The 24,292-nt window shown below is 56.3% G+C and carries 21 protein-coding genes; 9 read left to right on the top strand and 12 right to left on the bottom strand.

Going from position 1 to position 24,292, the window contains the following annotated elements:
- Positions 1-386 precede the first annotated feature (386 nt).
- From WKI41_RS02900 to WKI41_RS02865, 8 genes are all read left to right on the top strand, one after another.
- Positions 387-2,264: a TRAP transporter large permease subunit gene (locus tag WKI41_RS02900; RefSeq protein WP_340192002.1), complete on the top strand. Its 1,878-nt coding sequence runs from the start codon at positions 387-389 to the stop codon at positions 2,262-2,264.
- Positions 2,265-2,328: 64 nt separating this feature from the next.
- Positions 2,329-3,339 (top strand): TRAP transporter substrate-binding protein, encoded by a 1,011-nt coding sequence (locus WKI41_RS02895; protein ID WP_340192001.1) that lies wholly within the window; start codon positions 2,329-2,331, stop codon positions 3,337-3,339.
- 76 nt (positions 3,340-3,415) lie between these two features.
- On the top strand, positions 3,416-4,219 hold the full coding sequence (locus tag WKI41_RS02890) for a glucose 1-dehydrogenase (protein ID WP_340192000.1): 804 nt from the start codon (positions 3,416-3,418) through the stop codon (positions 4,217-4,219).
- A gap of 1 nt (position 4,220) precedes the next feature.
- The gene (locus tag WKI41_RS02885; protein WP_340191999.1) at positions 4,221-5,084 is read left to right on the top strand and encodes an IclR family transcriptional regulator; all 864 of its coding nucleotides are present in this window, start codon (positions 4,221-4,223) and stop codon (positions 5,082-5,084) included.
- Positions 5,081-6,250 carry a thiolase domain-containing protein gene (locus tag WKI41_RS02880; RefSeq protein ID WP_340191998.1) on the top strand — a complete coding sequence of 390 codons (1,170 nt, stop codon included), beginning with the start codon at positions 5,081-5,083 and terminating at the stop codon, positions 6,248-6,250. Before WKI41_RS02885 ends, WKI41_RS02880 begins: the two co-directional genes overlap by 4 nt.
- Positions 6,247-7,887, top strand: coding sequence for an acyl-CoA synthetase (locus WKI41_RS02875; protein WP_340191997.1), 1,641 nt, complete (start codon positions 6,247-6,249; stop codon positions 7,885-7,887). The genes WKI41_RS02880 and WKI41_RS02875 overlap by 4 nt, the downstream gene beginning before the upstream one ends.
- 26 nt (positions 7,888-7,913) lie before the next feature.
- Complete coding sequence (locus WKI41_RS02870; RefSeq protein WP_340191996.1) at positions 7,914-8,693, top strand: SDR family NAD(P)-dependent oxidoreductase; 780 nt, start codon at positions 7,914-7,916, stop codon at positions 8,691-8,693.
- On the top strand, positions 8,690-9,583 hold the full coding sequence (locus WKI41_RS02865) for a DUF296 domain-containing protein (RefSeq protein WP_340191995.1): 894 nt from the start codon (positions 8,690-8,692) through the stop codon (positions 9,581-9,583). The genes WKI41_RS02870 and WKI41_RS02865 overlap by 4 nt, the downstream gene beginning before the upstream one ends.
- A 38-nt stretch (positions 9,584-9,621) precedes the next feature.
- Here WKI41_RS02865 and WKI41_RS02860 read toward each other — a convergent pair whose 3' ends face one another.
- Entirely contained in the window at positions 9,622-10,029 is a 408-nt protein-coding gene (locus WKI41_RS02860) for a PPC domain-containing DNA-binding protein (RefSeq protein ID WP_340191994.1), read from the bottom strand.
- Complete coding sequence (locus tag WKI41_RS02855) at positions 10,016-10,582, bottom strand: DUF296 domain-containing protein (RefSeq protein WP_340191993.1); 567 nt, start codon at positions 10,580-10,582, stop codon at positions 10,016-10,018. Before WKI41_RS02855 ends, WKI41_RS02860 begins: the two co-directional genes overlap by 14 nt.
- 161 nt (positions 10,583-10,743) lie before the next feature.
- Here WKI41_RS02855 and WKI41_RS02850 point away from each other — a divergent pair, with 161 nt between their 5' ends.
- Positions 10,744-11,244, top strand: coding sequence for an Lrp/AsnC family transcriptional regulator (locus tag WKI41_RS02850; protein ID WP_340191992.1), 501 nt, complete (start codon positions 10,744-10,746; stop codon positions 11,242-11,244).
- 263 nt (positions 11,245-11,507) lie between these two features.
- Here WKI41_RS02850 and WKI41_RS02845 read toward each other — a convergent pair whose 3' ends face one another.
- From WKI41_RS02845 to WKI41_RS02800, 10 genes are all read right to left on the bottom strand, one after another.
- Entirely contained in the window at positions 11,508-12,824 is a 1,317-nt protein-coding gene (locus WKI41_RS02845; RefSeq protein WP_340191991.1) for a c-type cytochrome, read from the bottom strand.
- Between the two features lie 11 nt (positions 12,825-12,835).
- Positions 12,836-14,605 (bottom strand): GMC family oxidoreductase, encoded by a 1,770-nt coding sequence (locus WKI41_RS02840; protein WP_340191990.1) that lies wholly within the window; start codon positions 14,603-14,605, stop codon positions 12,836-12,838.
- Between the two features lie 3 nt (positions 14,606-14,608).
- The gene (locus tag WKI41_RS02835; protein WP_340191989.1) at positions 14,609-15,313 is read right to left on the bottom strand and encodes a gluconate 2-dehydrogenase subunit 3 family protein; all 705 of its coding nucleotides are present in this window, start codon (positions 15,311-15,313) and stop codon (positions 14,609-14,611) included.
- Positions 15,314-15,755: 442 nt separating this feature from the next.
- Entirely contained in the window at positions 15,756-17,225 is a 1,470-nt protein-coding gene (locus WKI41_RS02830) for a M20 family metallopeptidase (protein ID WP_062599720.1), read from the bottom strand.
- Positions 17,226-17,329: 104 nt separating this feature from the next.
- Positions 17,330-18,871, bottom strand: coding sequence for an ABC transporter substrate-binding protein (locus WKI41_RS02825; RefSeq protein ID WP_340191988.1), 1,542 nt, complete (start codon positions 18,869-18,871; stop codon positions 17,330-17,332).
- A gap of 39 nt (positions 18,872-18,910) precedes the next feature.
- Complete coding sequence (locus WKI41_RS02820; protein ID WP_112358152.1) at positions 18,911-19,771, bottom strand: serine hydrolase; 861 nt, start codon at positions 19,769-19,771, stop codon at positions 18,911-18,913.
- A gap of 17 nt (positions 19,772-19,788) precedes the next feature.
- Positions 19,789-21,417, bottom strand: a complete 1,629-nt coding sequence (locus WKI41_RS02815; RefSeq protein WP_340191987.1) for a dipeptide ABC transporter ATP-binding protein — start codon at positions 21,415-21,417, stop codon at positions 19,789-19,791.
- The gene (locus WKI41_RS02810) at positions 21,414-22,232 is read right to left on the bottom strand and encodes an ABC transporter permease subunit (RefSeq protein WP_112521885.1); all 819 of its coding nucleotides are present in this window, start codon (positions 22,230-22,232) and stop codon (positions 21,414-21,416) included. Before WKI41_RS02810 ends, WKI41_RS02815 begins: the two co-directional genes overlap by 4 nt.
- Positions 22,229-23,173, bottom strand: coding sequence for an ABC transporter permease (locus tag WKI41_RS02805; RefSeq protein WP_340191986.1), 945 nt, complete (start codon positions 23,171-23,173; stop codon positions 22,229-22,231). The genes WKI41_RS02810 and WKI41_RS02805 overlap by 4 nt, the downstream gene beginning before the upstream one ends.
- A gap of 169 nt (positions 23,174-23,342) precedes the next feature.
- Positions 23,343-24,257, bottom strand: coding sequence for a LysR family transcriptional regulator (locus tag WKI41_RS02800; RefSeq protein WP_340192305.1), 915 nt, complete (start codon positions 24,255-24,257; stop codon positions 23,343-23,345).
- Between the last annotated feature and the right edge of the window lie 35 nt (positions 24,258-24,292).

The raw sequence follows: 24,292 nt of genomic DNA, 5'->3' as shown, positions 1-24,292 counted from the left end.
CGGCCTTCCGGATGTCCGGCAACCTGCCCGTCTCAGCTGCCGCGATTTGGATTAGCTGCTCGTTTCAACGCCGAGCGACTCTGCAGGGGCAACCGGAAGAACTGAAGCATACTAAATCATGGTCCACGATATAGACCTAAAGGACTCGCAATTTAGCCGCATAAATAGCCTTATTTGCTGTTGATTTCGCGCGTTTTCATGTGTATCCCAAATACACAATTTTGTAGCGGTCCATATTGTGGAGGCAATATTCCGATACATTCAGACCTTTGGAGGGGTCTGGCCTGTCTGGCAACAACAGCTATCCAGACGTCACGGGCGTGGCGCGGACTCTCTGTTGCAGACATGTTCCTTGCGAAGGTTGTTCTGTGGGAGAGGAGGCCCCGATGACCATGACCGCAAACGCGAATGACGACGTATTCGTACTCGATGACGAACTGTTGCACACCGGACAGGTAACAGGGTCTTGGTTCATGCGCCCAATCGAAGGCGTGGCAGCGATGCTGCTGGCGGCGATGATCGCCCTGCTTCTGCTGGGCGTGGTGTCGCGATATGCCCTGCATCTACCGATCGTTTGGATCGATGAAACGGCATCCTTGTGCTTTCTGTGGTTTGCCATGCTGGGCGCAGCAATCGCCATTGATCGCAGTGAACATCTTCGCCTGACGCTGTTTCTCAACATGTTTCCGGATCGTGTTCTGGGCTACATCAATTCGCTAGCGCTGGTGCTGGTGGCGACATTTCTTGCAGCAATCATTACGCCCGCCATGGAGTATGCAATCGAGGAATGGGTGGTCACATCAGCTGCCTTAAATATCCCGATGTCGTTTCGCGCCGCGGCGCTGCCCGCCGGCGCCTGCCTTATGCTGCTTTTGGTGATCAACAATCTCTTTCGTCGGGAAAAACTGCGAGATATCATCACAGCCATTGCGACCGTCGCTATTGTCTCCGGCCTGCTCTATCTGGCATCACCGACACTGGAATCCCTCGGCAATTACAATCTGGCGATCTTCCTCGGTCTATTCGTTGCGCTTTTTCTAGTGCTGGGTGTTCCGATTGCCTTCTGCTTCGGTCTTGGAACCCTCGCATACTTGACCTTTACCACCTGGGTTCCGACCATTGTGATGATCGGGCGCATGGATGAGGGCATGTCCAGCATCATTCTTCTGTCAGTGCCGGTGTTCGTGCTGCTGGGCTGTGTTCTCGATGCCACAGGCATGGGTAGGGCGATTGTCGAGCTCCTGTCCTCGATGTTTGGCCATATTCGCGCGGGCATGTCCTATGTTCTGCTCGGTTCGCTCTTTCTTGTCTCCGGCATTTCCGGCTCCAAGGTTTCTGATATGGCAACTGTCGCACCTGCGCTGTTTCCTGAAATGAAGCGCCGTGGCCACAAACCCAAGGAGATGATCGCGCTTCTGGCGACCGGCGCCGCTATGGCCGATACGGTTCCGCCCTCCATTGTGCTGATCGTTCTTGGTTCAGCGGCAGGTGTCTCGATTGCCGGCCTCTTCACATCCGGTTTCATGATTGCAATGGTGCTGCTTCTGGTGCTGGCTGTTCTGGCCCGCTGGAAGGCTCGAAATGAAAACATGGAAGGCGCAACGCGCACGCCATGGCCATTGGTAGGCAAGGCAGCCCTGATTGCAGCACCGGCGCTCGTTCTACCCTTCCTCATCCGCAGCTTGGTGGGCGGCGGTGTCGCCACGGCAACCGAAGTATCCACTATTGCCGTGCTCTATGCCATGATCGTAGGCGCAGTACTTTATGGCGGGATCAGCCTCAGGAAGCTCTATTCGATGCTGGTTGAGACAGCAGCCCTTTCTGGTGCGATACTGCTGATCCTCGGCTGTGCATCGGCCATGGCTTGGGGGCTAACGCAAAGCGGCTTTGCTTTCCAACTAACCGCAATGATAACCGATCTTCCGGGCGGCTGGATGACATACATGGTTGTGTCGATCCTAATTTTCATGATCTTGGGCTGCGTCCTGGAAGGTTTGCCGGCGATCGTTCTGCTTGCACCGATCATGTTCCCGATCGCCCGCACTCTTGGCATTAATGACATCCACTATTCAATGGTCGTGGTGGTCGCCATGAATATCGGCCTGATGGCGCCGCCTATCGGTATTGGCTTCTACATCGCCTGCAAGATCGGCAACGTGTCGCCGGACGAGGCCATGGGTGCCATCTGGCCCTATCTCGCAGCCATGATTATCGGCTTGCTCTTGATCGCTGCAATACCCGGAATTTCGACCATTTTGCTCTAAGACCGCGGCGGGTCAGCCCGCGACGACGATGGAAGATAACTGACTATTTTTGGGAGGAGAAACAATGAACATCAATAGACGTACCATGCTCGCCGGCGCCGGCTCCGCCGTACTGGCCACAGCCTTCGTGTCGCGCGCTCGCGCTGCCCAATACAATTATAAATATGCCAACAATCTGCCAGCGGCGCACCCGATGAACATTCGCGCCAAGGAGGCGGCTGAGCGTATTGCCAAGGAGACCGATGGGCAGGTCAATATCAACATCTTCCCCAGCAGCCAGCTGGGTGCCGACACAGATGTTTTGAGCCAGGTACGCTCTGGAGGTGTCGAATTCTTCACACTTTCGCCGCTGATCCTGTCAACGTTGGTACCGAACGCATCTATCAGCGGTATCGGCTTCGCCTTTCCGAATTACGACTCGGTATGGGCGGCCATGGATGGCGATCTCGGCAAGTATGTCCGTGGCGAAATTGCGAAGCAGAACCTCGTTGCCATGGACACCATCTGGGATAACGGCTTCCGCCAGATCACAAGCGCATCGAAGCCCATCGCCACGCCGGCCGATCTCGAAGGCTTCAAAATCCGCGTGCCAGTGAGCCCGCTCTGGACTTCCATGTTCAAGGCGTTCAAGTCGGCCCCTGCCTCAATCAATTTCGCCGAGGTCTATACAGCGCTGCAAACCGGCGTGGTCGATGGCCAGGAAAACCCACTCGCCATCATTTCCACAGCAAAGCTGTTCGAAGTGCAAAAATTTTGCTCAGTCACTAATCATATGTGGGATGGGTTCTGGTTCCTGGCTAATAAGCGCGCGTGGGAGCGCCTGCCCGATGACCTGCGCGCTATCGTCGCCAAAAACCTCAATCAATCCGGCAAGGACGAACGCGCCGATGTCGCCAAGCTCAATGCCTCGGTAAAGGAAGATCTGATTTCCAAGGGAATGACCTTCAACGACACGGATGCGACACACTTCCGCGCCGCGTTGAAAGAGGCAGGTTTCTATTCCGAGTGGAAAGGCAAATATGGCGATGAGGCCTGGACCATCCTTGAAAAGGCCGTTGGTGCAAGCCTGACCTGACCGGTCTTTTGAATAATTGGCCCCGCCGGGAGCGGGGCCGACCCGACTATGTCTGACGATTGGAATGGAGACTGCTTTGACAGGTCGCCTGACGGGAAAACGCGCGCTTGTGTTTGGCGCAGGATCATCGGGGCCGGGTTTCGGCAACGGCAAGGCTGCGGCGTTGCAATTTGCCCGCGAAGGCGCGTCTGTAGCCTGTGTCGATCTCTCCGCTGACTCGGCTCAGGAGACCGCAGAGATCATTCGCGGCGAAGGTTTGGAGGCCATTGCCGTTGCCGCCGATGTTACTCAACTACAATCCATCTCGGCCACCGTTGCCCGCACCTGCGAGGCCTTTGGTGGCATCGATATTTTGCACAATAATGTCGGCGTGACCCATATGGGCGGGCCAGTCGAGTTGGATGAAGAGAGGTTTCGCGCCTCGGTCGATCTCAATATCGGCTCGGTCTATCGCACCACCAAAGCTGTGTTACCGGTGATGCTGGCACAGGGCAGCGGGGCCATCGTCAATATCTCGTCGCTCGCCTCCATTCGCTGGACCGGCTACCCCTATTTTGCCTATTACGCTATGAAGGCAGCGGTGAATCAGGCGACGGTGGCACTCGCCATGCAATATGCCCGGCAGGGCATTCGCGCCAATTGCATTCTTCCTGGACTAATAGACACCCCGCTGATCTATAAGCAGATAAGCAATCAGTACGCGTCTGTCGACGAGATGGTGGCAGCGCGCAATGAGGCTGTTCCGGTGGGTCGCATGGGCAATGCCTTCGACATTGCCCGCGCCGCCGTTTTTCTCGCATCTGATGAGGCTAAGTTCATCACCGGCGTCTGTTTACCAGTAGACGGCGGGCAAAGCTGCGCGGTGGGAGCATTCTCCTGAGATGGCAGCAACAACAACGATACCGGTAGAAAACGATCTGACGGGCGCGCGCGCGGTGGACAGGGCTCTCGCGCTTCTTTCCATGGTCGGCAGGCACGCGGAACGGGGCGTAGCGCTTTCGGTCATAGTGACAGAAAGCGGACTGAACAAACCCACGGCCCGCCGCCTGCTGCTAGCTCTGATCCGTGCTGGCCTTGTGGAGCAGGATGAGGAAACGCGGCGTTATTATCTGGGCGAAGAAACTTACGTGCTGGGCAGCCTGTCATCGCGCCGGTTTGGCCTTCTTCAAATGGCGCAGGACGGCCTGACGCGCATTTCTCGCCGCTCGGAGGATTCGAGCTTCCTGTCCGTGCGCCGTGATACATTTGCGCTGTGCCTTTACCGTGAGGAAGGCACCTGGCCGGTGCGCACCCACGCGCTTCAAGCCGGCTTTGAACACCCATTGGGTATTGGTGCAGGTTCGCTCGCCATGCTGGCGGCGCTGCCAGACGCCGAGGTGGATAGCATTATTGCGGCCAATAGCGGGCTCATTGCTGCCAATTATCCCGGGATCACGCTTGACGGCCTGCGCCGCGACGTCGAGTTGACAAGAGCCAATGGATATTCGCTCAACCCAGGTCTGATCCTATCTAATTCCTGGGGTATTGGAGTTGCCATCTGTGCGCCCGATGGTGCGGTGGCAGGAGCGTTGAGCATTGCCGCTGTGGACAGCCGGATGCGACCGGAGCGCCAGCCTGAACTTGCAGCACTACTGCGCGAGGAAGTCACCCGCATCGAGACACGCATTGTGGAAATGATGGCCAGTCGCTCCCGCACGCGCGGTGAAGGCGACACGAAACGGCAACCTAGGAGAACGAGCAAATGAGCAAAGCGCAGATCGTCGGCTGGGCGCATTCACCTTTCGGCAAGTCCCCCCTTGAAAATACCGAGCAACTGATGGCTTCAGTCGTGACGCCGGCAATAGATCACGCGGGCATCGATGTCGGCGATATCGACGGCATTTTCGTCGGCGTGATGAACAATGGCTTTTCGAAACAGGATTTTCAGGGTGCCCTAGTAGCAATGGGGGATGAGCGCCTCGCCTATACGCCTGCGGTGCGTTTCGAAAATGCCTGCTCAACAGGATCAGCCGCCCTCTATAGCGCCATGGACTTCATTGAGTGCGGGCGCGGCCGCATCGCACTCGTTGTCGGGGCCGAAAAGATGACGTCGCTGCCAACCGCGGAGGTGGGAGAAATCCTACTCTCTGCATGTTATCGTGCGGAAGAGGCCAATATTCCCGGCGGGTTTGCCGGTCAATTCGGCCGCATCGCCCAGGCATATTTTCAGCGCTATGGCGACCGCTCGGAAGAGCTGGCGATGATCGCTGCAAAGAATCACGCCAATGGCGCAGTCAATCCCTACGCCCATTTGCGCAAGGATTTCGGGTTCGACTTCTGCAATACTGTTTCGGATAAGAACCCCTACGTCGCAGCCCCCCTCCGCCGCACCGACTGCTCGCTGATTTCCGACGGCGCTGCCGCGATCATTTTGGCCGATGAGGAAATCGCCGCGACACTCGATCGCGCCATCGGTTTCCGGAGCCGCAAGCATGTCAATGACATCATGGCGTTGAGCCGCCGTGATCCGTTGGCCTTCGAGGGCGCGCGCCGCGCCTGGGCAGGCTCGCTGGAACTTTCCGGCGCAACGCTGGGCGACCTCTCCTTCGTTGAGACGCACGACTGCTTCACCATTGCCGAATTGATCGAATATGAGGCCATGGGGCTTGCGAAGCCTGGCGAAGGATATCGCGTTGTCCGGGATGGAACGGCGCTGAAGTCCGGCCGCCTGCCCATCAACCCATCAGGAGGCCTGAAATCGAAAGGTCATCCCGTCGGAGCAACCGGTGTTTCCATGCATGTCATGGCGGCGATGCAGTTAATGGGCGAGGCAGGCGACATGCAAATTCCCAATGCCTCCCTGGCTGGTGTATTCAACATGGGGGGCACGGCGGTTGCAAATTACGTCTCAATCATGGAGCGCGTGAAATGACAATGCACAGTGCCTTACAGCACCCCGCGGGCGGGGTCGCGCCATCCACCACACGGGTGATGAATCTGTCGCATTTCCTGGCCCAGGCCGCACGCCGCAACCCGGACCATATAGGCTTCGTCTGGGGTGAACAGACATGGACCTGGGCTCAAATGGAAGAGCGCGTCGACGCAATGGCTCACGCGCTGCAGAGTGAATTCGGCGTCAAAAAGGGAGACCGCATTCTCGTGCAGTCCTCCAACAACAACCAAATGTTCGAATCCATGTTCGCATGCTTTCGCGTAGGTGCGGTGTGGGTGCCAACCAATTACCGTCAATCGCCCGATGAAGTTGCATATCTAGCCAAGGCCAGCGGTGCACGCGGGATGATCTGCGCCAGTGCCTTTCCCGATCATGCAAAAGCCAGCCAGAAAGCGACCACTATCGATTTCATCATCGCAATTGGCCCGGCTGAGTTCGGTACAGATTACGATGTCATCGTTGCCCGTCATAAGGGGCAAAAAGTCAAAAGCCAGGCGGTCGATCGAGATGATCCGTGTTGGTTCTTCTTCACCTCCGGCACCACTGGCCGCCCCAAGGCTGCGGTTCTCACCCATGGGCAGATGGCTTTCGTTATCACCAATCATCTGTGCGATTTGATGCCCGGAACCGGGCCGGGCGACGCCTCAATCGTCGTTGCCCCACTTTCACATGGAGCGGGCATTCACCAATTGGTGCAGGTGGCTCATGGCGCGAAGACCGTGCTCCCAGCAGCGGAAAAGCTTGATGTGCCCGCCGTCTGGGAGCTGATCGAGAAATGGCGTGTCACCAATGCGTTCACCGTGCCGACTATCCTGAAAATGCTCGTCGAAGACCCCTCTGTAGATAGATTCGATCATTCCTCGCTGCGCTATGTAATCTATGCCGGCGCACCGATGTACCGCGCCGACCAGAAGCGGGCACTCGCAAAGCTCGGCCCCGTGCTGGTGCAATATTTTGGGCTGGGTGAAGTCACTGGGAACATCACCGTGCTGCCGCCATCTTTTCACAACGCCGAGGACGGTCCAGAAACACGGATTGGCACTTGCGGCTTCGACCGCACCGGCATGGAAGTGCAGATTCAAAACGATGCGGGCGAAGAGGTTGGCGCCGGTGAAACCGGCGAAATCTGCGTGATTGGTCCTGCGGTTTTCGCTGGCTACTACGATAATCCTGAGGCCAATGCCAAAGCTTTCCGCGACGGTTGGTTCCGCACGGGCGACCTTGGTCACCGCGATGAGAACGGCTTCCTGTACATCACCGGGCGAGCCTCCGACATGTATATTTCCGGCGGCTCGAACATCTATCCGCGCGAAATCGAGGAAAAAATCCTCATGCATCCGGACATAAGCGAGACTGCTGTTCTGGGTGTGCCAGATGCGATGTGGGGCGAGGTCGGTGTGGCTGTTTGCGTGGCCCGTGAGGGCGCGGATATCTCTTCCATCGACCTCAGGGCCTATCTCGAAGGCAAAATGGCCCGCTACAAGCTGCCAAAGACTGTGTTGTTCTGGAATGCGCTGCCGAAATCCGCATACGGCAAGATCACCAAGAAAATGATCCGCGAGGAACTGGAGAAACGCGGTCAAATGCCGGCTTTCGAAGAAAAGCAGACAGGCTGACAGGCGTTTAATCGAGAGGAGACGGTATGACACAAAAGAGGTCAGGAAAGAAAGGAGCCGTGGCGATCACTGGCGGTGCATCCGGCATCGGTTTTTCCACTGCGCAGCTCCTGTTAGCGCGCGGCTGGCAGCCATGGTTACTGGATCTCAAGCGCGAGGCTCTGGATATTGCATGCGAAAAGCTTGGTATCGATCTCGCGCGCGGCCTCCTCTGCAATGTTGCAGACGAGGTGTCGGTAGAGAAGGCATTTGCCGCCTTGACCGCGGGCGATGCCGACCATTCGGTTGATCTTGTGGCTGTTGTCAACAGTGCCGGCATCGGTATCGACAAGCTGTCTGTCGACACAAGCGTTGAGGAATTCCGGCATATCCTTGATATCAATCTCGTCGGCAGCTTCGCGGTAGCGCGCACTGCCGCACGTCACTGGCTGGAGCGCGATATTGCTGGTTCGATTGTGAATATCAGCTCTGTTTCCGGTATGTGCGGAAATCGAGGCCGCAGCGCCTATGGCGCTTCGAAAGGTGGCGTCAATCTTCTGACGATGGTGATGGCGAACGAACTGGGGCAATCGGGCATTCGTGTCAATGCGGTTGCTCCCGGTCCGGTAGACACCCCCCTCACCCAGGCAGTACATACTGAGAATGTTCGCAATCAGTGGCATAGCCGCGTTCCGATGCATCGCTATGGCAGCACCGACGAGATCGCCTCAGCCGTTGCTTTCCTTGTGTCGGATGATGCAAGCTATATCAATGGACAGGTCCTCGCCGTTGATGGAGGATTCATTACCGCAGGGCTTGCGGTATGACGGGGACAGCCACGCGAGTACTTCCCCGCCGCATCGCACATCCCGGACCGATAACGCCTGAGCGCTTTCGCGCTGTTGGTTGTCGAGCCTATCCTGTTACGCTGACGGTAAGGCCCGGCACAAGCGCGAACAAAGCGATTGCCGATGCTTTTGCGGAGTTGGGTTTCGAAGGTGGTTACGTCAGATTAAAAGACGTCCCGATGAAACGGCTGCATTATGTCATGCCAGCAGCCGCGCCGGATGACGCCCATGCTGCGTGGTATAGCGAAACCTTTTCCATGCCTGGGGGCACAATCATCGATGCAGGCCTGCATATGGGCCGACGAGATAGCGTTCCGTTTTCGCACTGCCATGGTTCTTGGAAGAGTGCCGAAAGCGTAATCTCCATGGGGCATCTCCTGCCTTTCGAGAGCGAATTTGCTGTAGAGACATCGCTTGAGGCTCTTGCACTGGATGGAGCGATCCTCGATGTGCAAAAGGATGAGGAAACCAATTTTCCCCTTTTCACACCCATCGCTCAACAGCGCCGCAAAAACGTGTCGGGTTTTCGTGCGCTTTTATGCACAGTGCGCCCCAACACCGATATATGCACGACACTCGAAGAGGTGTCTGCCAAGTTTGGTCTGCGAGAAGCCGAGGTCAACGGGATCGGCAGCCTGATCGGCGCGGATTATGAAGACGGAACAAGCCTTAGCGCCTACGCGAGCGAAATCTTAGTGAAAGTAGGCCGCATCGACGCGGCCGTTCCCGGATGCCGGAAGGCGATGCTGGATATTGCGATGGTGGATCTCACCACACGTATCACTGGCGGGCGGCTGGTGCGCGGCACGAACCCGGTCTGCGTCACCTTTGAGCTGCTTCTGACCGAAATACAACGGAATGCCGCATGAGCTGCGATGCGCAACTCACCGGCCCGCCTGATTGCGGCTCATGCTGCGGGTGGCTCTTCCGCAGGCAACCACTCTTCCAGCGTCACTTCAAAAGTCATGCAAACGGGGTTAGCTCCGGCGATGAAAGGGCCCCCATAAACCGAACCTTCGGTGTCAGCGACAACGCCAGTCAGCGAGGCCCGCAGCGTACCGTCGGGCTGGGCACGCACTTCGCCTGCGATGGAGACGATTTCAACGGCCGGACCGCTTACTTGCAAGCACGCGCCACAGCGGGTGCCGAGGCAGGCATCAACGAGACTTCCAAGGGCACCGCGCACGAATGCATTTCTAAAGCCTTCGGCAAGGCACAGCTTTTCGACACCCAGCACAAGGTCCTCATTGGGTGCGATGCGGGCATAGGCCACACGCCCCATGGATCCGATTTCGACAGTGCTATGCGTGTTCATCGGCGTGCTCCGTACGGTTCCTAGGTTGAAGAAGGGGAATGTTGGTTTCAGCGTCGAAGGACTGCTGCAGCACGAAACTGTCGAGTGAGGTCACAAGTGCAGAAACGCCACGCTCGCCGACAACACAGGATTCAGTCAGTAGATGGCCGCCCTTGATTACACCTGCCGCGGTGCGCATCGCGCCATGACAATGGACGATCGGCTCGCCGTTCATGCTGCGCCCGAGCGTAGCATTGCCGAAGACAAGCCAAGCCGCACCGGCGTCGATGGGTTTAGTATAGGCAATGACAGCATTGCCGGAAGGGTCGGGCGGCGCGACGCAATAGGACAATATGTCGAAATAGCCGCCAAGAATGGTAAGCGAGGCATTCTCAATGCCGTTTTCGAAAAGCGGCTGCACGATTCCGTCGTAAAGACTGCGTCCTTCCGCAATGAACAGCCGCACGTGGCGTGCGGATGGCGAGCGCAGGCTGTTGATGCGCACCGGCGAGGCAATGCCGGGATGGATCAACGTTCTCGGTCTTGGAAAATGATGTTGTTCCACGCGTGCCACGCCTGCTCCTCCCTGCTGTCTGTAACTTGCAGTACGGTACGTAAAAATCAGCGGAAGGTGCTTTCGAATGTGGCCGCCAAAACGCCCGTCGAAAAACATTTCTTTCGTAGGCTGCCGCAGCCACGGCAGATATTTTGCTGCGCATTGTGGGGGAGAACGGGATGACAAAACCGCTAGACAGAATTGACCGCAAGATATTACGCGCCCTGCTGCAGGATGGCAGCCTGAGCAATGCGGAGCTTTCGGAAAAGGTGGGGCTGTCGCCTAGTCCCTGCTGGCAGCGTGTAAAGCGGCTGGAAGACGACGGGGTCATTCGTGGCTACACTGCGATACTCGACCAGTCCAAACTCGGACTGACCGAAACTGTTGTCATCGAGGTGATGCTGGAGCGCCACGACGACGAGGTTCTAGAACGTTTCGGGGAAGCGATGGCCGCTCTTCCGGAAGTGCTGGAAGTGTATCTGACGACAGGTGAGTATGATTATCTCATCAAGGTCGCAGTGGCAGGAACCCTCGGCTACGAGCAGTTTTTACGCCGGAAACTCTACAAGATTGATGGTGTACGCCACTCTCGATCCTGTTTCGCACTTAAATGTCTCAAACACACATTATCAGTCGTACCCGATCCCGAATCTCTGTCGATGAATAGCGATCGACACTAGCCACGTACCGGCAAGATAACGGCAGCGGATTGCTAGCCAGACAGATGGCAATTGTGTTGATTCGATTTTCCTTCTAGGTCGTGGGCGATGAAGAGCCCGCAAAGCCAGCCCAAATGCAGCAGGACTTCACTCCCTTACAAGGACCGCTTCTCAGGAACAGAGCCAAATGCACGGTGTTCCGCCCAAGCATGGTGATCATCAAATACGGTTACGAAAGAGCCCGCTGCGATGGCGGAGGGCTCTTTCGTACTTTCTTACGGCCATCAGTGGGCGTTGCCGAGCTTTCTGATCGCTTCTACGTCTTGCGTGGTGACTGCAGAAGCCTTGTTCGTCCACGCGTTGCGCAGGAAGGTGGCGAGCGTTGCGATCTCATCGTCGGACAGGCGATCCTCGTAGCCCTGCATTCTCACCTTCATTGGGCGTTTTTCAGTTGAAGGAAGCTCTGCACCATGAAGGATCACGCTAATCAGGCCTTTACTAGACTTCGCTGTCACCAGGGAGTTTCCGTCGAGTTCCGGGAATATTTCCGGCGCACCCTTACCGTTCACGAGGTGACATCCACCGCAATTGTCCAGATAGAGCCGCGCTCCTAGCGGCATGTCAGGTCTAGCGCTCGACAAGAGTTCTTCGGTCTGCGTTGGCGCATCGGGCGATTTTGCGGCCGGTTGTTCTGGCGTCCCGATCTTCGTCAGGAAGCTTGCTATCGCCCGATTGTCATCTTGCGTCAGGTACTGAGTGGAATCTCGCACCACCAGCATCATTTCGCCGGTTGCCGTGGAATGAGCATTGCGAGCCGTGGCAAGATAAGCAGCCGTCTCATCGACGCCCCATTTTTGCGGACCGCTGCTAGGGCCTCTCAAATCCGGGGCCGTGTAGTTATCGATTTCGCCACCTGACAGAAAGCTCTCTGAAGAGTCGTCGATGCCGTCCTGCGTCATCAACATCGAACGCGGACTATGGCACGCCGCACAGTGCCCCGGTCCTTCAACCAGATATTTGCCGCGGTTGAACATCTCATCCTCTGCGGCGTTGGGCTTAAACCCGGCTTCGCCGCGCAAAGCTATCCAATTCCACGCGCGTAGGCCGAAGCGCATGTTGAAGGGAAACGCGAGCTTCGTCGCCTCTACGTGGTTCTGGACCGGCTTCACTTCATTCATGAAGTAGTCGTAGAGTGACGCGATGTCCTCTTCAGTCAGCTTCCTGTAATTTTCATATGGCATCGCAGGATAAAGATGTGTGCCGTTCGGCGTCACACCATCATAGAGAACGGCACGAAAGTCATCGAGGGTATAGCTTCCGATACCGGTTTCCTTGTCCGGCGTGATGTTGGTCGTCCAGATTGTTCCCATCGGGCTCTGGATCGCACGACCGCCTGCAAAGGGTGTTCCACCCTCATTCGTGTGACAGGCCATGCAATCGCTGGCGCGCATGAGATATTCCCCGCGACCTTCTGCCGGCTTGAAATCCGCAGCCAGTTGAGCAGTCGCTTCCGTGCGCTGAATGGGCACTAAAATGAAGGCGAGAAGACAGGCGACGCAAACGAGGACGAGAGCGGCGAGAACTTTGAGAAGCGTTTTCATGGTGGCACTCCTCAAACTAGTGGCCGTGGGTTGGGAAGGTAGTTCTTGCGGATATGCTCCGCTGCCCAATAGGCGAGACCACCCACCATGCCGGTGGGGTTATACTGCGTATTCTGCGGAAATGCCCCGGCACCAAGAACGAAGATATTGTGCTTGTCCCAGGCCTGAAGATACCGGTTGACCGCCGATGTCTTGGGATCGTCGCCCATTACGGAGCCGCCGACGTTGTGCGTGGTTTGATAGGGCCTGACATCATACATGGCACCTTCTTTCTTGAAGCCTTCCTGCATGGATGTCGGGTTGAGAGCCTTCGCAATTGGCTCGATCTTAGACTTCATGAATTGGGTCATGCGAATGTCATTGGCATTCCAGTTGAACGTCATCCGCATCAAGGGTCGCCCGTGCCGGTCCTTGTAGGTCGGATCGAGATCGAGGTGATTGCCACGATAGGCCATGTGCGACCCATGCGAACCGATGGACATGGAGTGCCCGTACCATTCACCCACGGCCTGCTTCCACTTTGCGCCCCAGCTTGGGGTGCCTGCTGGAAGCGCCATGGAGCGGATCGGTTGACCATTCGATTGCCCGGCGGAGATGTAGGAGCCGCCGATGAAGCCTTCCCGACCGAAATCGATGTTATCGATACCGAAATCATCGATGGTCATACCATTGGCACCAGTGCCGATGAACGGATTGAAGACCTCGTCCTTAAAAAACAGCGTGTAGCCACCATTCATTTGATAGGCGTAATTGCGTCCGGTAACGCCTTCTCCCGTATTGGGATCATAGGGCTGTCCGATGCCGGATAGCAGCATCAGGTGAACGTTGTGCAGCTGATAGGCAGCCAGTATTACCAGATCGGCAGGCTGGAAGACTTCTTCCTGCGCCTTTTCGTCGAAATAGGTCACGCCGGTCGCGGTCTTGCCATCCGGCGCCATTTCGATGCGCAACACTTCGCATTCGGTCCGATATTCGAAATTCGGCTTGCGCTTCAGGGCGTCAAGAATGGCGGTCTGCGGCGAAGATTTCGAATAGTTATAACAACCATAGCGCTCGCAGAAGCCGCAATGATTACACGGGCCCATCTGCATGCCGTATTCGTTGACATAGGCTTGCGACGCTATACCACCGGGGCGCGGAAACGGATGGTAGCCCATGGATTTCGTGACTTCACCGAACTTGGCTCCGTCCCAGGTCGTCGGCATAGGCGGCATGGGATAATCGCGGGATCGTGGGGCCTCGAACGGATTACCGCCTTCAATCTTCTCACCCTTGATGTTACCAGCCTTGCCCGAGATGCCCGCAACCCGTTCAAAACGGTCGAAATAGGGCTCGAGCTCGTCATACGTGACCGGATAATCTTGAATGGTCATATCTTCAGGGATGATGGACGCGCCCCAACGTTCCTCGACATAGGAGCGAAGACGATATTCCGACGTCATAGGACGCCAGTTAAGCCCGTTCCAGTGCGTTCCGGCCCCGCCGACGCCGATACCCGGAAGGAAGGAGCCAAGGCTGCGATATGGCAATGCCACCTCTGTCTCGCTCCGACGGATTGTCACTGTCGAGTTGCGCGGCTTTTGCATCATGCCGAGACGTACCCCGTATTTCAGCTCGTCGATCATCTCAGGATATTGGAAATCGGGTACGGTATTCTGGTCATGACCGCGCTCGAGCGCGACGATCTCGAGCCCGTCCTGCGCAAGCTCCATGCCTAGGATCGATCCGGTCCAACCAAGACCGACGATGACCACATCTTTTTTCTTTTCAGTTCTAGCCATCGTTTATGCCCTCTCGCCAGAGATCGAGACCGGTCCCAGCGGATACTTGACGTTATGTTTGAGAACCCATTCCTTGTAGGATCCACGCGCGCCGGGGAACCCGATGTAGGTCCACGCCTGCATCTTGTGGTTTCCGCCGTACAGTGGATCGGCGAAATAACCCTCTTTGGTGTTACTAAGCAGAATGGAGAAGAAATCGCGCATTTCCGGATCAAGCTTCACTTCGTCTTTCTGAAGCGAGGTAAGCGCCAGATCCTGCGTCGCATCATCCAGCTCCGCGAAAATCTTCCTATGTGTCGTGCGACACCATTCGTCAAATACCGGGATCGCTTGTTGGTAAATCTGAAGCGGTGTCAGCGGTGTCTGCCAGCCACGCAACGGACTTGCGTCGGCCTCATGAGGACCTTCCATATACCAGTCGGCAGCGCGACCGAATTCGCCAGCCAATTGCATATCGATAAAGACCGGCACACAGGTTTCTAAGGCGCCGGGGCCCTCGCCCTCGGAAGGGATCAATCTTGCTACCGCTGCCACTACAAAGGCCCACTCGCTGGGCTTGAGACAGATAGGCGTGTACGCATCCAGCGCGACCGGCTCTAGTTGCTCCTCAGCCTTAAGCGGCACGGCCGCGAGTCCAGCGACTGCAGCACTTGCAGCAGACGCTTTAAGAAAATTTCGACGTGAAGGACGGCCTGGAAGGTCTCTCATAGGCAACTCGCTTTGTGACGGGGCGTCACTTGAAAATTGTTGTTTCGATCCATCGGGAAATGAGTCAGGTGGGCCGCTGCGGTTTATCGTCGCAGCGGAATCAGCGCAAGTTCACTTAGAACAAAAATCGTTCGGCTGCCGCTTCGTGAGAATTTAGTTCCGTAATTCTTCTAAAATAAGCAACAATCTTCAAGCCGCCTGGCAAAGTGGCCGATCTGAAACCAACATACCCAAAGCATAGAGTATCTGTCTGACAACCATGCGGTACAACGTCAGATCGGCAAGTAGGCGGACTCACAATGCCCTCCGGCACGCGCTTCCAGAACGCGAATTGAGGCGCGCTGACGCCCAGAAGGCGCAACAGCATCCACCTCTGGAAGCTCGCTTTAACGCTCGCTCCTTATTGACTGGGGCGCTTTAGCGTCTGTTTGATATTCATCCGTTACCCCAGCGATTGCTCCTTACTGGAATGCAAAGCACCAGGCATGACGTTTTCAGGTATTGGGCAGACATAAGGGTCGTCGCCCCTCGCAGCTTTCCATTCTGCTGTTGCCTTGGCCAACAGGCTCGGAGATGTTGCCAAATCAAGGCCCGTCGAAGCAAGAGCTTTAGCAGCATGCACCATTGCCTTATGGGCTGCACGGCTTCTGCCCTGCGCCACGACTTGCCATGTATGAGGGTTTGTTCCTATCGCCCAAGTTGGCGCCCAACACTGTGCGGTAGGTGTCACACGGCTGACGTCGCCCACATCGGTAGATCCTGCTCGAAAATGGGAGTGCCCTTCGAAAGCACGCAATCCCAAATGTAGCGGCGTCGATCCGTCAATCTTCTCGTTGGAGAAGACATCATCCTTGATCTGATAAAGTTTGATGCTGCTCTTGATAGCTTCCTGCGTAAATGTGGCTTGGATTTTACGGGCGAACTCCATGTCTGCCTCATCAAACGGCACCGGCCCAATCGCCATCAGATTTTCGTGGATTGCGTTTTCAAGCGTGAGGTTCGGCAGCAAGTTTGTGGCGGCGGTGTCGAACACGATCTCCACCTCAGTTCCGGTCATCATGGCGGCACCGCGCGCTACCTGATCCACGCGCTCGGCCAGTGCCAGAGCCTGGGACATTTCGGGCGCGCGAACGAGATAAAGCACCTCTGCTTTTGCCTGAACCACGTTAGCGGCACGTCCGCCTGCATCGGTGATGGCATAATGCACGCGGCAATCCTGCGGCATGTGCTCGCGAAGGAAGTTGACACCGACATTCATCAGTTCGACGGCATCGAGAGCCGACCGCCCAAGATGAGCCGCATTGGCGGCATGCGCGGCAGTGCCTTTGAACCTATAGTAATACTCAAGTACCGCGAGGTTATTTGTCGATCTGACGCCATTGAATGGGGCTGGGTGCCAGGTCAGTGCGGCGTCCACATCGTCGAAGGCACCTGCCCGCACCATGAAGGTTTTTCCGGAACCGCCCTCCTCTCCAGGGCAACCATAATATCGAATTGTCCCCGGCAGACCGTTAGCCTCCAAATGTCTTGCCAGCGAGATTGCCGCGATGAGAGACCCGACTCCTAATAGGTTATGGCCGCAGCCGTGACCGCTGGCGCCCGGCTCACCTTCCCGTTGCTCATCGATGTCCGCAAGCTGGCTCATGCCTGCAAGAGCATCATATTCGCCAAGGAATGCGATGACAGGTTTTCCATGCCCGTATTGGCCGACAAATGCGGTTTCCATTCCCGCGATGCCTTCCTCAACGGAGAAACCATGTTGCTTCAATGTCTCAACAAGAAGTTTGGCTGATTTATATTCGTCGTACTTCAGTTCTGCCAGATCCCATATTTGATCACTTATGGATGTAAAATTAGGAGCTAGGTCGTCGATCGATTGCGTTAGTGATTTCAGGGCTGATTGATCTGGCATGCTGTTCCTCGAGACAAAGCGAAACCGGCACCGCGCATCGATGATGGCAGAGGGCTTCTGTGCATATGAAAGGCACCGCTTATTCGCGGTGCCTAATGACTGGATTATTTACCGACCGACACTTCCCAAAGCCGCGCGTTGGATTGCCAGACCGGCTGACCCTCAAGCGACTTGGTCGCTCCCCAAACGTCGATCATGTCGTAGAGGAAGATGCCTGGCATATCCTGCAACATGAGCTCGTGGAACTGGTCGAAGATTGCCTGACGCTTCTGCTGGTCGATTTCCGCATAAGCAGCCTTCATCAGTTCGATCGCCTTCGGATTATCCCACATGAGCGAAGCGTTCTTGTCCTTATCGCCCACATAGAAGCTGTACATCAACGCAGGATCGAGACGGGGTGCGACGGATTGCGAAATGATCTGGTAATTGCCAGAGCGGCGGCGATCAACCTGCGTTGCATAGTCCAGAACTTCGATCTGCACGTTCAGACCGATCTGCTGCAACATCGCCTGAGCGATGACGGCTGCCGGGAAGCTGGGTACATTGCCACGCTTGTTGGCGATGATGTTGATTTGCTCACCCTTGTAGCCGGATGCTTCGAGTTCCTTTTTCGCCGCATCAAGATCGTAAGGAAGACGCTTCTTCTGTGTCTCGCTGAAGTAGATAGAGTCCGACGCCACCATCGAGCCGTTGGCCTTTCCGGTACCATTGGAGGCCGCAGCAACAAGCTCGTCCATGTCAAGCGCCATCGCGATTGCACGGCGAACCCCGGGTTTGCTCATGACGGGGTCGCGGGTCTGGATGTAGAAGAGGTTTTTGCCGTTGTTCTGCGAAATAATGACCTTGGCCTTTTCGCTCTTCTCAAACTCCGGAATGAGATCAGGCGAGATTTCCGCAGTGTCGAGCACACCCGATTGGAGACCTGCCTTCACAGTGGATGCATCGGGGATGACCATGAACTTGATGCCATCCACCAGTGGTCGCTTCGAGCCGACCATGCCATCCGGTTTGCCGTCATTGGCCGGAGACTGGTACTCATCGAACTTGGCCAAGTGGATGTATTCGCCCTTCTTCCACCCATCCCATTTGAACGGACCAGTTCCGATTGGCTTATCGAATGCACCTTCAGCGTTGAGGGAGTCTTTCGAGATCATGCCTGTGTAGCCGCACTCCGGCCGCGCCATCAGGCCGAGGAAAACCGCGGAGGGCTTATCGAGCGACATCGTGACGGTATGCGCATCGACAGCCTTGATCGCTGTCACCTTCACCGTACCGCCGTCGAAATCATTGATGCACGTCCACTTCGTGGCGGGGTCCATGTATCGGTTCCAGTTCCAAACGACGTCATCCGCGGTCAGCGGCTTGCCATTGTGAAACTTGACGTTCTGGCGAAGCTTGAATGTGTATGTCAGACCATCGCTCGAGGTTTCAACACTTTCCGCCAGCAAAGGCTTTACTTCGCCGTTGTTGGCGTAGCCCACGAGCCCTTCGACGATATGAAGGATGACGCCATCCGTATTCCCATCCCGGTTAACGCCGGGGATGTTGCTGCGAAGATCCGAGCTCTGCGCAATCACGATATCGCGCGCGTGGGTCGCGCCTGAAAGCGCCATCAATATAGTTCCAGCAAGAAGTAAGCTTTTCATGTTCTACCCTCTGTTATTGTTGGTTTTAATGCTGTTGGCTCAAGCTCGAAAATCATCCCAGCAGACGCGCGAAAGGCGTCCGATGGTTTCAAGAGACATGGTGTATCCCGGTGTTCCATCCGGCATTTCCTGCGGCACCTGGTCCGTAAAAGCGGTGATGATGTAGAGCGGTTGACCATCGCTGTAGACGATGCCTGCATTCATCCTCCCGCGCTTTCCTGTGCCGCCCTTATGAGCGACGACCGTGCCGAACGGCAGACGTGAAGGGATAGCGTATCGCAGAATCTGATTTTTCAGCGTCTGCAAGGCGTAGGCACTCAATTCTTGAGAAACGCCCAGCCGCTTCGAAGCCTCTTCGGAACCCTGAGCATCGAGAATCGACTGGAGCAGGAACATTTGATCGCGCGCCGTTGTCGTCGTAACGGACTTCAAGGAATGATCGGGAGACAGAGCGAGCGGCGGGATCAGAAAGCGGTGATGCGTGCCTTCCATGCCGATTGCCCTGCAATAGCTGTTCACTTCCTCCAGCGTCAGGCGCTCGAAGACCATCTTGGTGCAGACATTGTCGGAAAGCACCATCATGCCGGTGATGGCATCGCGAAGCGAGATCACGATGCCCGGCGTAAGATAGCGAAACATTCCGCTTGCGACTTCTTCGGCAAAGCGCGCCTCGTAGACAATCTGCTCATCCAGATCGAGCCTGCCTTCTTGGACCGCGCTCAGGGCAGCCATCATGATCGAGGTCTTGCGGGTGCTGGCAGACGGAGTTTCCTCATCCGCTCCGCGTTCAAATATCTCGCCATTGCGCAGGTTCTTAATGCTGAAGCGCGTGACGAATGGCTGTCCGTTACAGATCGCGTTCAGCCTTTCGGCGGTTGATCCGAGGTTGCCGGATGTCATGGGTGCTGTATTCATCGTCACGCCTCCAAGCGCCACTTGAGTTTCACGCCGCCGGTCTCGTTGAGATCGAGCGCGGGAATTGCCGAGAGAAGGCGCCGGGTGTAGGCCTGCTTCGGCATGTCGAAGATCGTGTTGCGGTCACCTTCCTCGATGATCCTGCCGTCCTGCATGACGATGACGCGATCAGCAACCTGTTCAACGACGCCGAGATCGTGGCTGATAAACAGGCAGGAGAAGCCATATCGTTTCTGCAAATCGGAAAAGAGCGAGAGCACCTGCGCGCGAACGGTCACGTCCAGCGCCGAAACGGGCTCGTCGGCAATGAGGAAGCGTGGTCGTCGCGCAATCGCCCTGGCAATGGCCACTCTCTGCCGCTGTCCGCCCGAAAGTTCATGCGGATAGCGAAGGGCGAATTCGGCGTTGAGACCAACTTCTTCCAACGTTTCGTAGGCGCGCTTCATCTTCGCCACCCGGTCTATTCCGGGAACGAGACGCAGCGCTTCTTCAACGAGAGCGAGGATTGTCATGCGAGGATCAAGCGAGGAATAGGGATCCTGAAAAACCATTTGGCAATTGAGACGATAGTCGCGCCAGTCCTGATCACGCGTGCGGCCCTGGAAGAAAACCTCGCCCTCGGTTTCCTTGACGAGTCCGGCAATGGTTCGCCCCAAGGTCGTCTTGCCGGAGCCTGAACCACCCACCAGAGCCACGACTTCGCCTTCATGAACGTCAATCGAGACACCGTGCAGTGCGCGTTTTGGCTCGCCCTTCTTGAGAAACGATTTCCGTCCAGGATAATCCACGACGATGTTGCGGGCCGAAATCATCGGTGCCGAAGTCGTATCGATAGGCCTGACGTCGCCGCGCACTGGCAAGGATGACAGAAGCTTGCGCGTGTAAGGGTGCTGCGGGCGCTCCAATATCTGCTCAGTCGTACCGGCTTCAACGATGGAGCCCTTTTCCATCACGACGATCCGGTCTGTGTAGCGGGCCACCATCGGTAGGTCATGGCTGATGAGAAGGACTGCCGTGCCTTCTGCCTTCGTCAGTTCCACCATCAGTTCCATGACGTCGCGCTGAATGACAGCATCCAGCGCTGTCGTCGGCTCATCGGCAATCAGCAATGCCGGTTTCAAAAGCATGACTGATGCGAGCATGATGCGTTGGCGCATGCCGCCGGAGAACTCATGTGGATAGGACGTCAGTGCTCGCTCAGGATCGCGTATGCCGACACGTTGCAGCATGGAGAGAATTTTCTCGCGCCTTGTGGAGGCTTGATCCTGCGTGTGCAGCGCCAGCCCCTCCTCCAGTTGCCGTCCAATGGTCATCGACGGGTTGAGCGAGGTCATGGGCTCCTGAAATACCAATCCGATCTCCGCACCACGCAGCGTGCGCAAGTCCTTTTCACTTATTGCGGTGATGTCGCGGCCCTTGAAGATGACTGTACCTGCCGTCTTGCGGATGACGGGCGGCAGCAGAGAAACAATCGCTCTCGTCGCGAGCGATTTTCCCGAACCGCTTTCGCCGACGATGCCGAAGATTTCACCCGGCGCGACATCGAAGGTGACATCCTTCACCACGCCAACATCGCGACGGACGATTTCCAGCGAAAGATTGCGGACGCTGAGAAGCTTTCCTTCAGTCATTTCAAACCTCTCATGCGTGGATCGAGTTTATCGCGCAGAGCATCTCCGAGAAGGTTGATGCCAAGCAATGTGAGTGCGATGCAGAGGCCTGGGAAGAGTCCGAGCCAGACAGCCTGTTCGATGAAAGGCCGACCTGCAGCCAGCATGTTGCCCCATGTCGGTGCTGGTGGCGGAACACCGAGACCGAGGAAGCTCAAGGCACTTTCCGAAAGAATGGCCCAGCCGAACATCGAGGTTGCGAGAACGGTAATTGGGGCAAGGCAATTAGGCAGGATGTGTCTGAACATCGTGAAGATTTCCCCGTTGCCCATCACGCGGGACGCTTCAACGAATTCACGCTCCCGCAACGACAGGACTGCTCCCCGAACGACACGCGCCATAGATGGTGTGTAGGCGATGCCCAGAGCGAAGATGATGCCATATTGATTTGCGCCAAACACTGCGAGAAGTCCGAGTGCCAGCAGGATGCCGGGAAATGCCAGCAGTGCATTGTTTACAGCCATGATCAGGCCATCGATCCAGCCACGGGCATACCCACTGATCAGACCGATCAATGTACCAGCGACCACCGCAAAACCGACCGTAAGGCAGCCGATCCAGACACTTGCTCGTGCGCCTACCATAAGGCGGCTGAGTACATCTCGCCCGAATTCATCAGTGCCGAGGAGATGGAGTGAGCCGGGAGCAGCCAGTCTTGCCGTGAAGCTCAGCTTCATGGGATCGAAAGGCGTCCAGAAGAGGCTCAGGGCTGCGACGATGAGCAGAGCAGCGATGAGAACGCCGCCGATCAAGCCGTTAAGAGCAACGTGTTTCATTCGGCCACCACGCGCGGATCAAAGAGGGGATATAGGAGATCGACAATCAGGTTGACGACCACATAAGACATGGCGACGAAGAGAAGGCAGCCCTGAATGACAGGGTAATCGCGCTGGAAGATGCTATCGACCATCAGGCGACCGAGGCCCGGAATGGTGAACACCGTTTCGATAACGGCGATGCCGCCAAGCAGATTTCCAAGGATCAAGCCGATCATCGTCCATGTTGGACCGAAGGCATTCTTGAAAGCGTGCTTCCAGAGAACCGCCTGCTCCGAGAGTCCCTTGGCACGGGCATGGGTAATGTAGTCGAGCCGCAGCACTTCCAGCGTGGAGGCGCGGGCCATGCGGATCAGAACCCCGGCCTCATGGATGACGAGCGTCATGATGGGCAAGACCAGATACAACAGGCCGGACACGAAATTATCCGAGAGGGACACATATCCCAGCACCGGCAGCCAGCCGAGCTTCAGTCCGAAGAAAAGAAGCAAAAGCAATCCCAGCCAGAAAGTCGGGATCGAAAGCAACACTGTCGCCGTGCCGATCAGTACGAGGTCCGTGGCGCTGTTCTGCCGCCACGCCGCTATGACACCAGCTGGCACTGCGATGAGGCTTGCCAGGATAACCGCGACCACGACGATCTCGGCTGAAACCATGAAGCGCGAAACAACCAGCGGAAGCACCGGCTCCTTGTTCACGATAGACTGGCCGAAATCACCGCTCAGCACATTGCCCGCCCAGACGAGAAACTGCTGCGGCAGTGACGTATCGAGGCCAAGTTCAGTGCGCATCTCGGCAATCTGATCCGGTGTTGCCATGTCTCCCAGCATCAGAGCTGCCGGATCACCTGGGATGAAACGAATAAGAGCGAAGACTGTGATTGCGACGATCACCAATGTCGGGATCGCCATCAGCAATCGATGGAATATGAATCTTATCATCGGTTCCCCTGAACGCGATTGTCGGGACCGGATCTACAAAGTCACCGGCTGTTATGTTTGAAACTATGACGGATCAAAAAAATGAGCGCAATATTATGCATTATCTTCATAGGCTAATGCATATTTTGCAGACGCAGGTGCGCGTTGAGTTTGATCTGTGACGCGGTGCTTAATCGCTAGGGCAATGCTTTTGTGAGATTTTGATTTGGCGCTTGAGCGCGTCCATCAAGGCTTTTGCTGCCAGAGAGGCAGACGTCCCAGAGGGGGTTGCGAGCGCAAATTCCTGCGTGGTGACCGGAACGAATGGGCGCTGCACGATGGGAAGGTTTTGGTAGAGATTTGCAAAAAAGCTGCTCAATATGGCAACTCCCAAACCGTGAGCCACATAGGAGCAGGCCGAACTGTTGGTATGAGTCTCGATTTTCACGTTCTGCCTCACGGCTTCGCGCGCAAAGGTCTGATCGAGCAGCATACGTGTCGGCCTTTGCCGACCGATGAGAATGAGCGGCACCCCACGCAGGTCCCGTGCACTAATTTCCTTCATCGACGCCAGTTCGTGACCTTCGGGCAGAACGCAAACGCTGGTGCCTGATGCCACGATTTCCATATCGATCCCAGGTAATGCGGGATGTTCGTTGCGCAGAAAGCCGAAATCGATGACCTTCTGCTCAACCAGACGTGCGATGTTGGATGTCGTCTCGAAAAAAGTTTCGATCCGGACCGAAGGGTAATCACGCACGAATTCCTTCATCATCGCGGGCGCGAAATTTTCCCACATGCTGCTGGGAAGCCCTACCCGCACCAGTTCTGGCCCTTTTGCACCGCTGCGGAGATCTTCCGCCAGTCCTGAAAACCTGTTCAATCCAAGCAGGATCGTTTCGGCATCCCGCGCCAGAATACTGGCCTCAGGCGTTGGAATAAGTCTGCCCTTATCCCGATCAAAAAGCCTCAATTCCAGATCGGTCTCTAACTGCTGAAGAAGACGGCTGACGCCAGACTGGCTGAGCCCCATGCTCTTGGCGGTAGCGATGGTAGACCCTGTCGCGAGCAGGGTTTTCAGAACCTCAAGCTGTCTGAAATTGATCATGCTTTCGCCACTCCCTCTCCCGCCGATATGAA

The sequence above is a fragment of the Agrobacterium larrymoorei genome, from assembly GCF_037722385.1.
Classification (GTDB): Bacteria; Pseudomonadota; Alphaproteobacteria; order Rhizobiales; family Rhizobiaceae; genus Agrobacterium; species Agrobacterium larrymoorei_C.
Note: the sequence above shows the minus strand (reverse complement) of the source record. Positions and strands in the feature narration are given on the sequence as shown.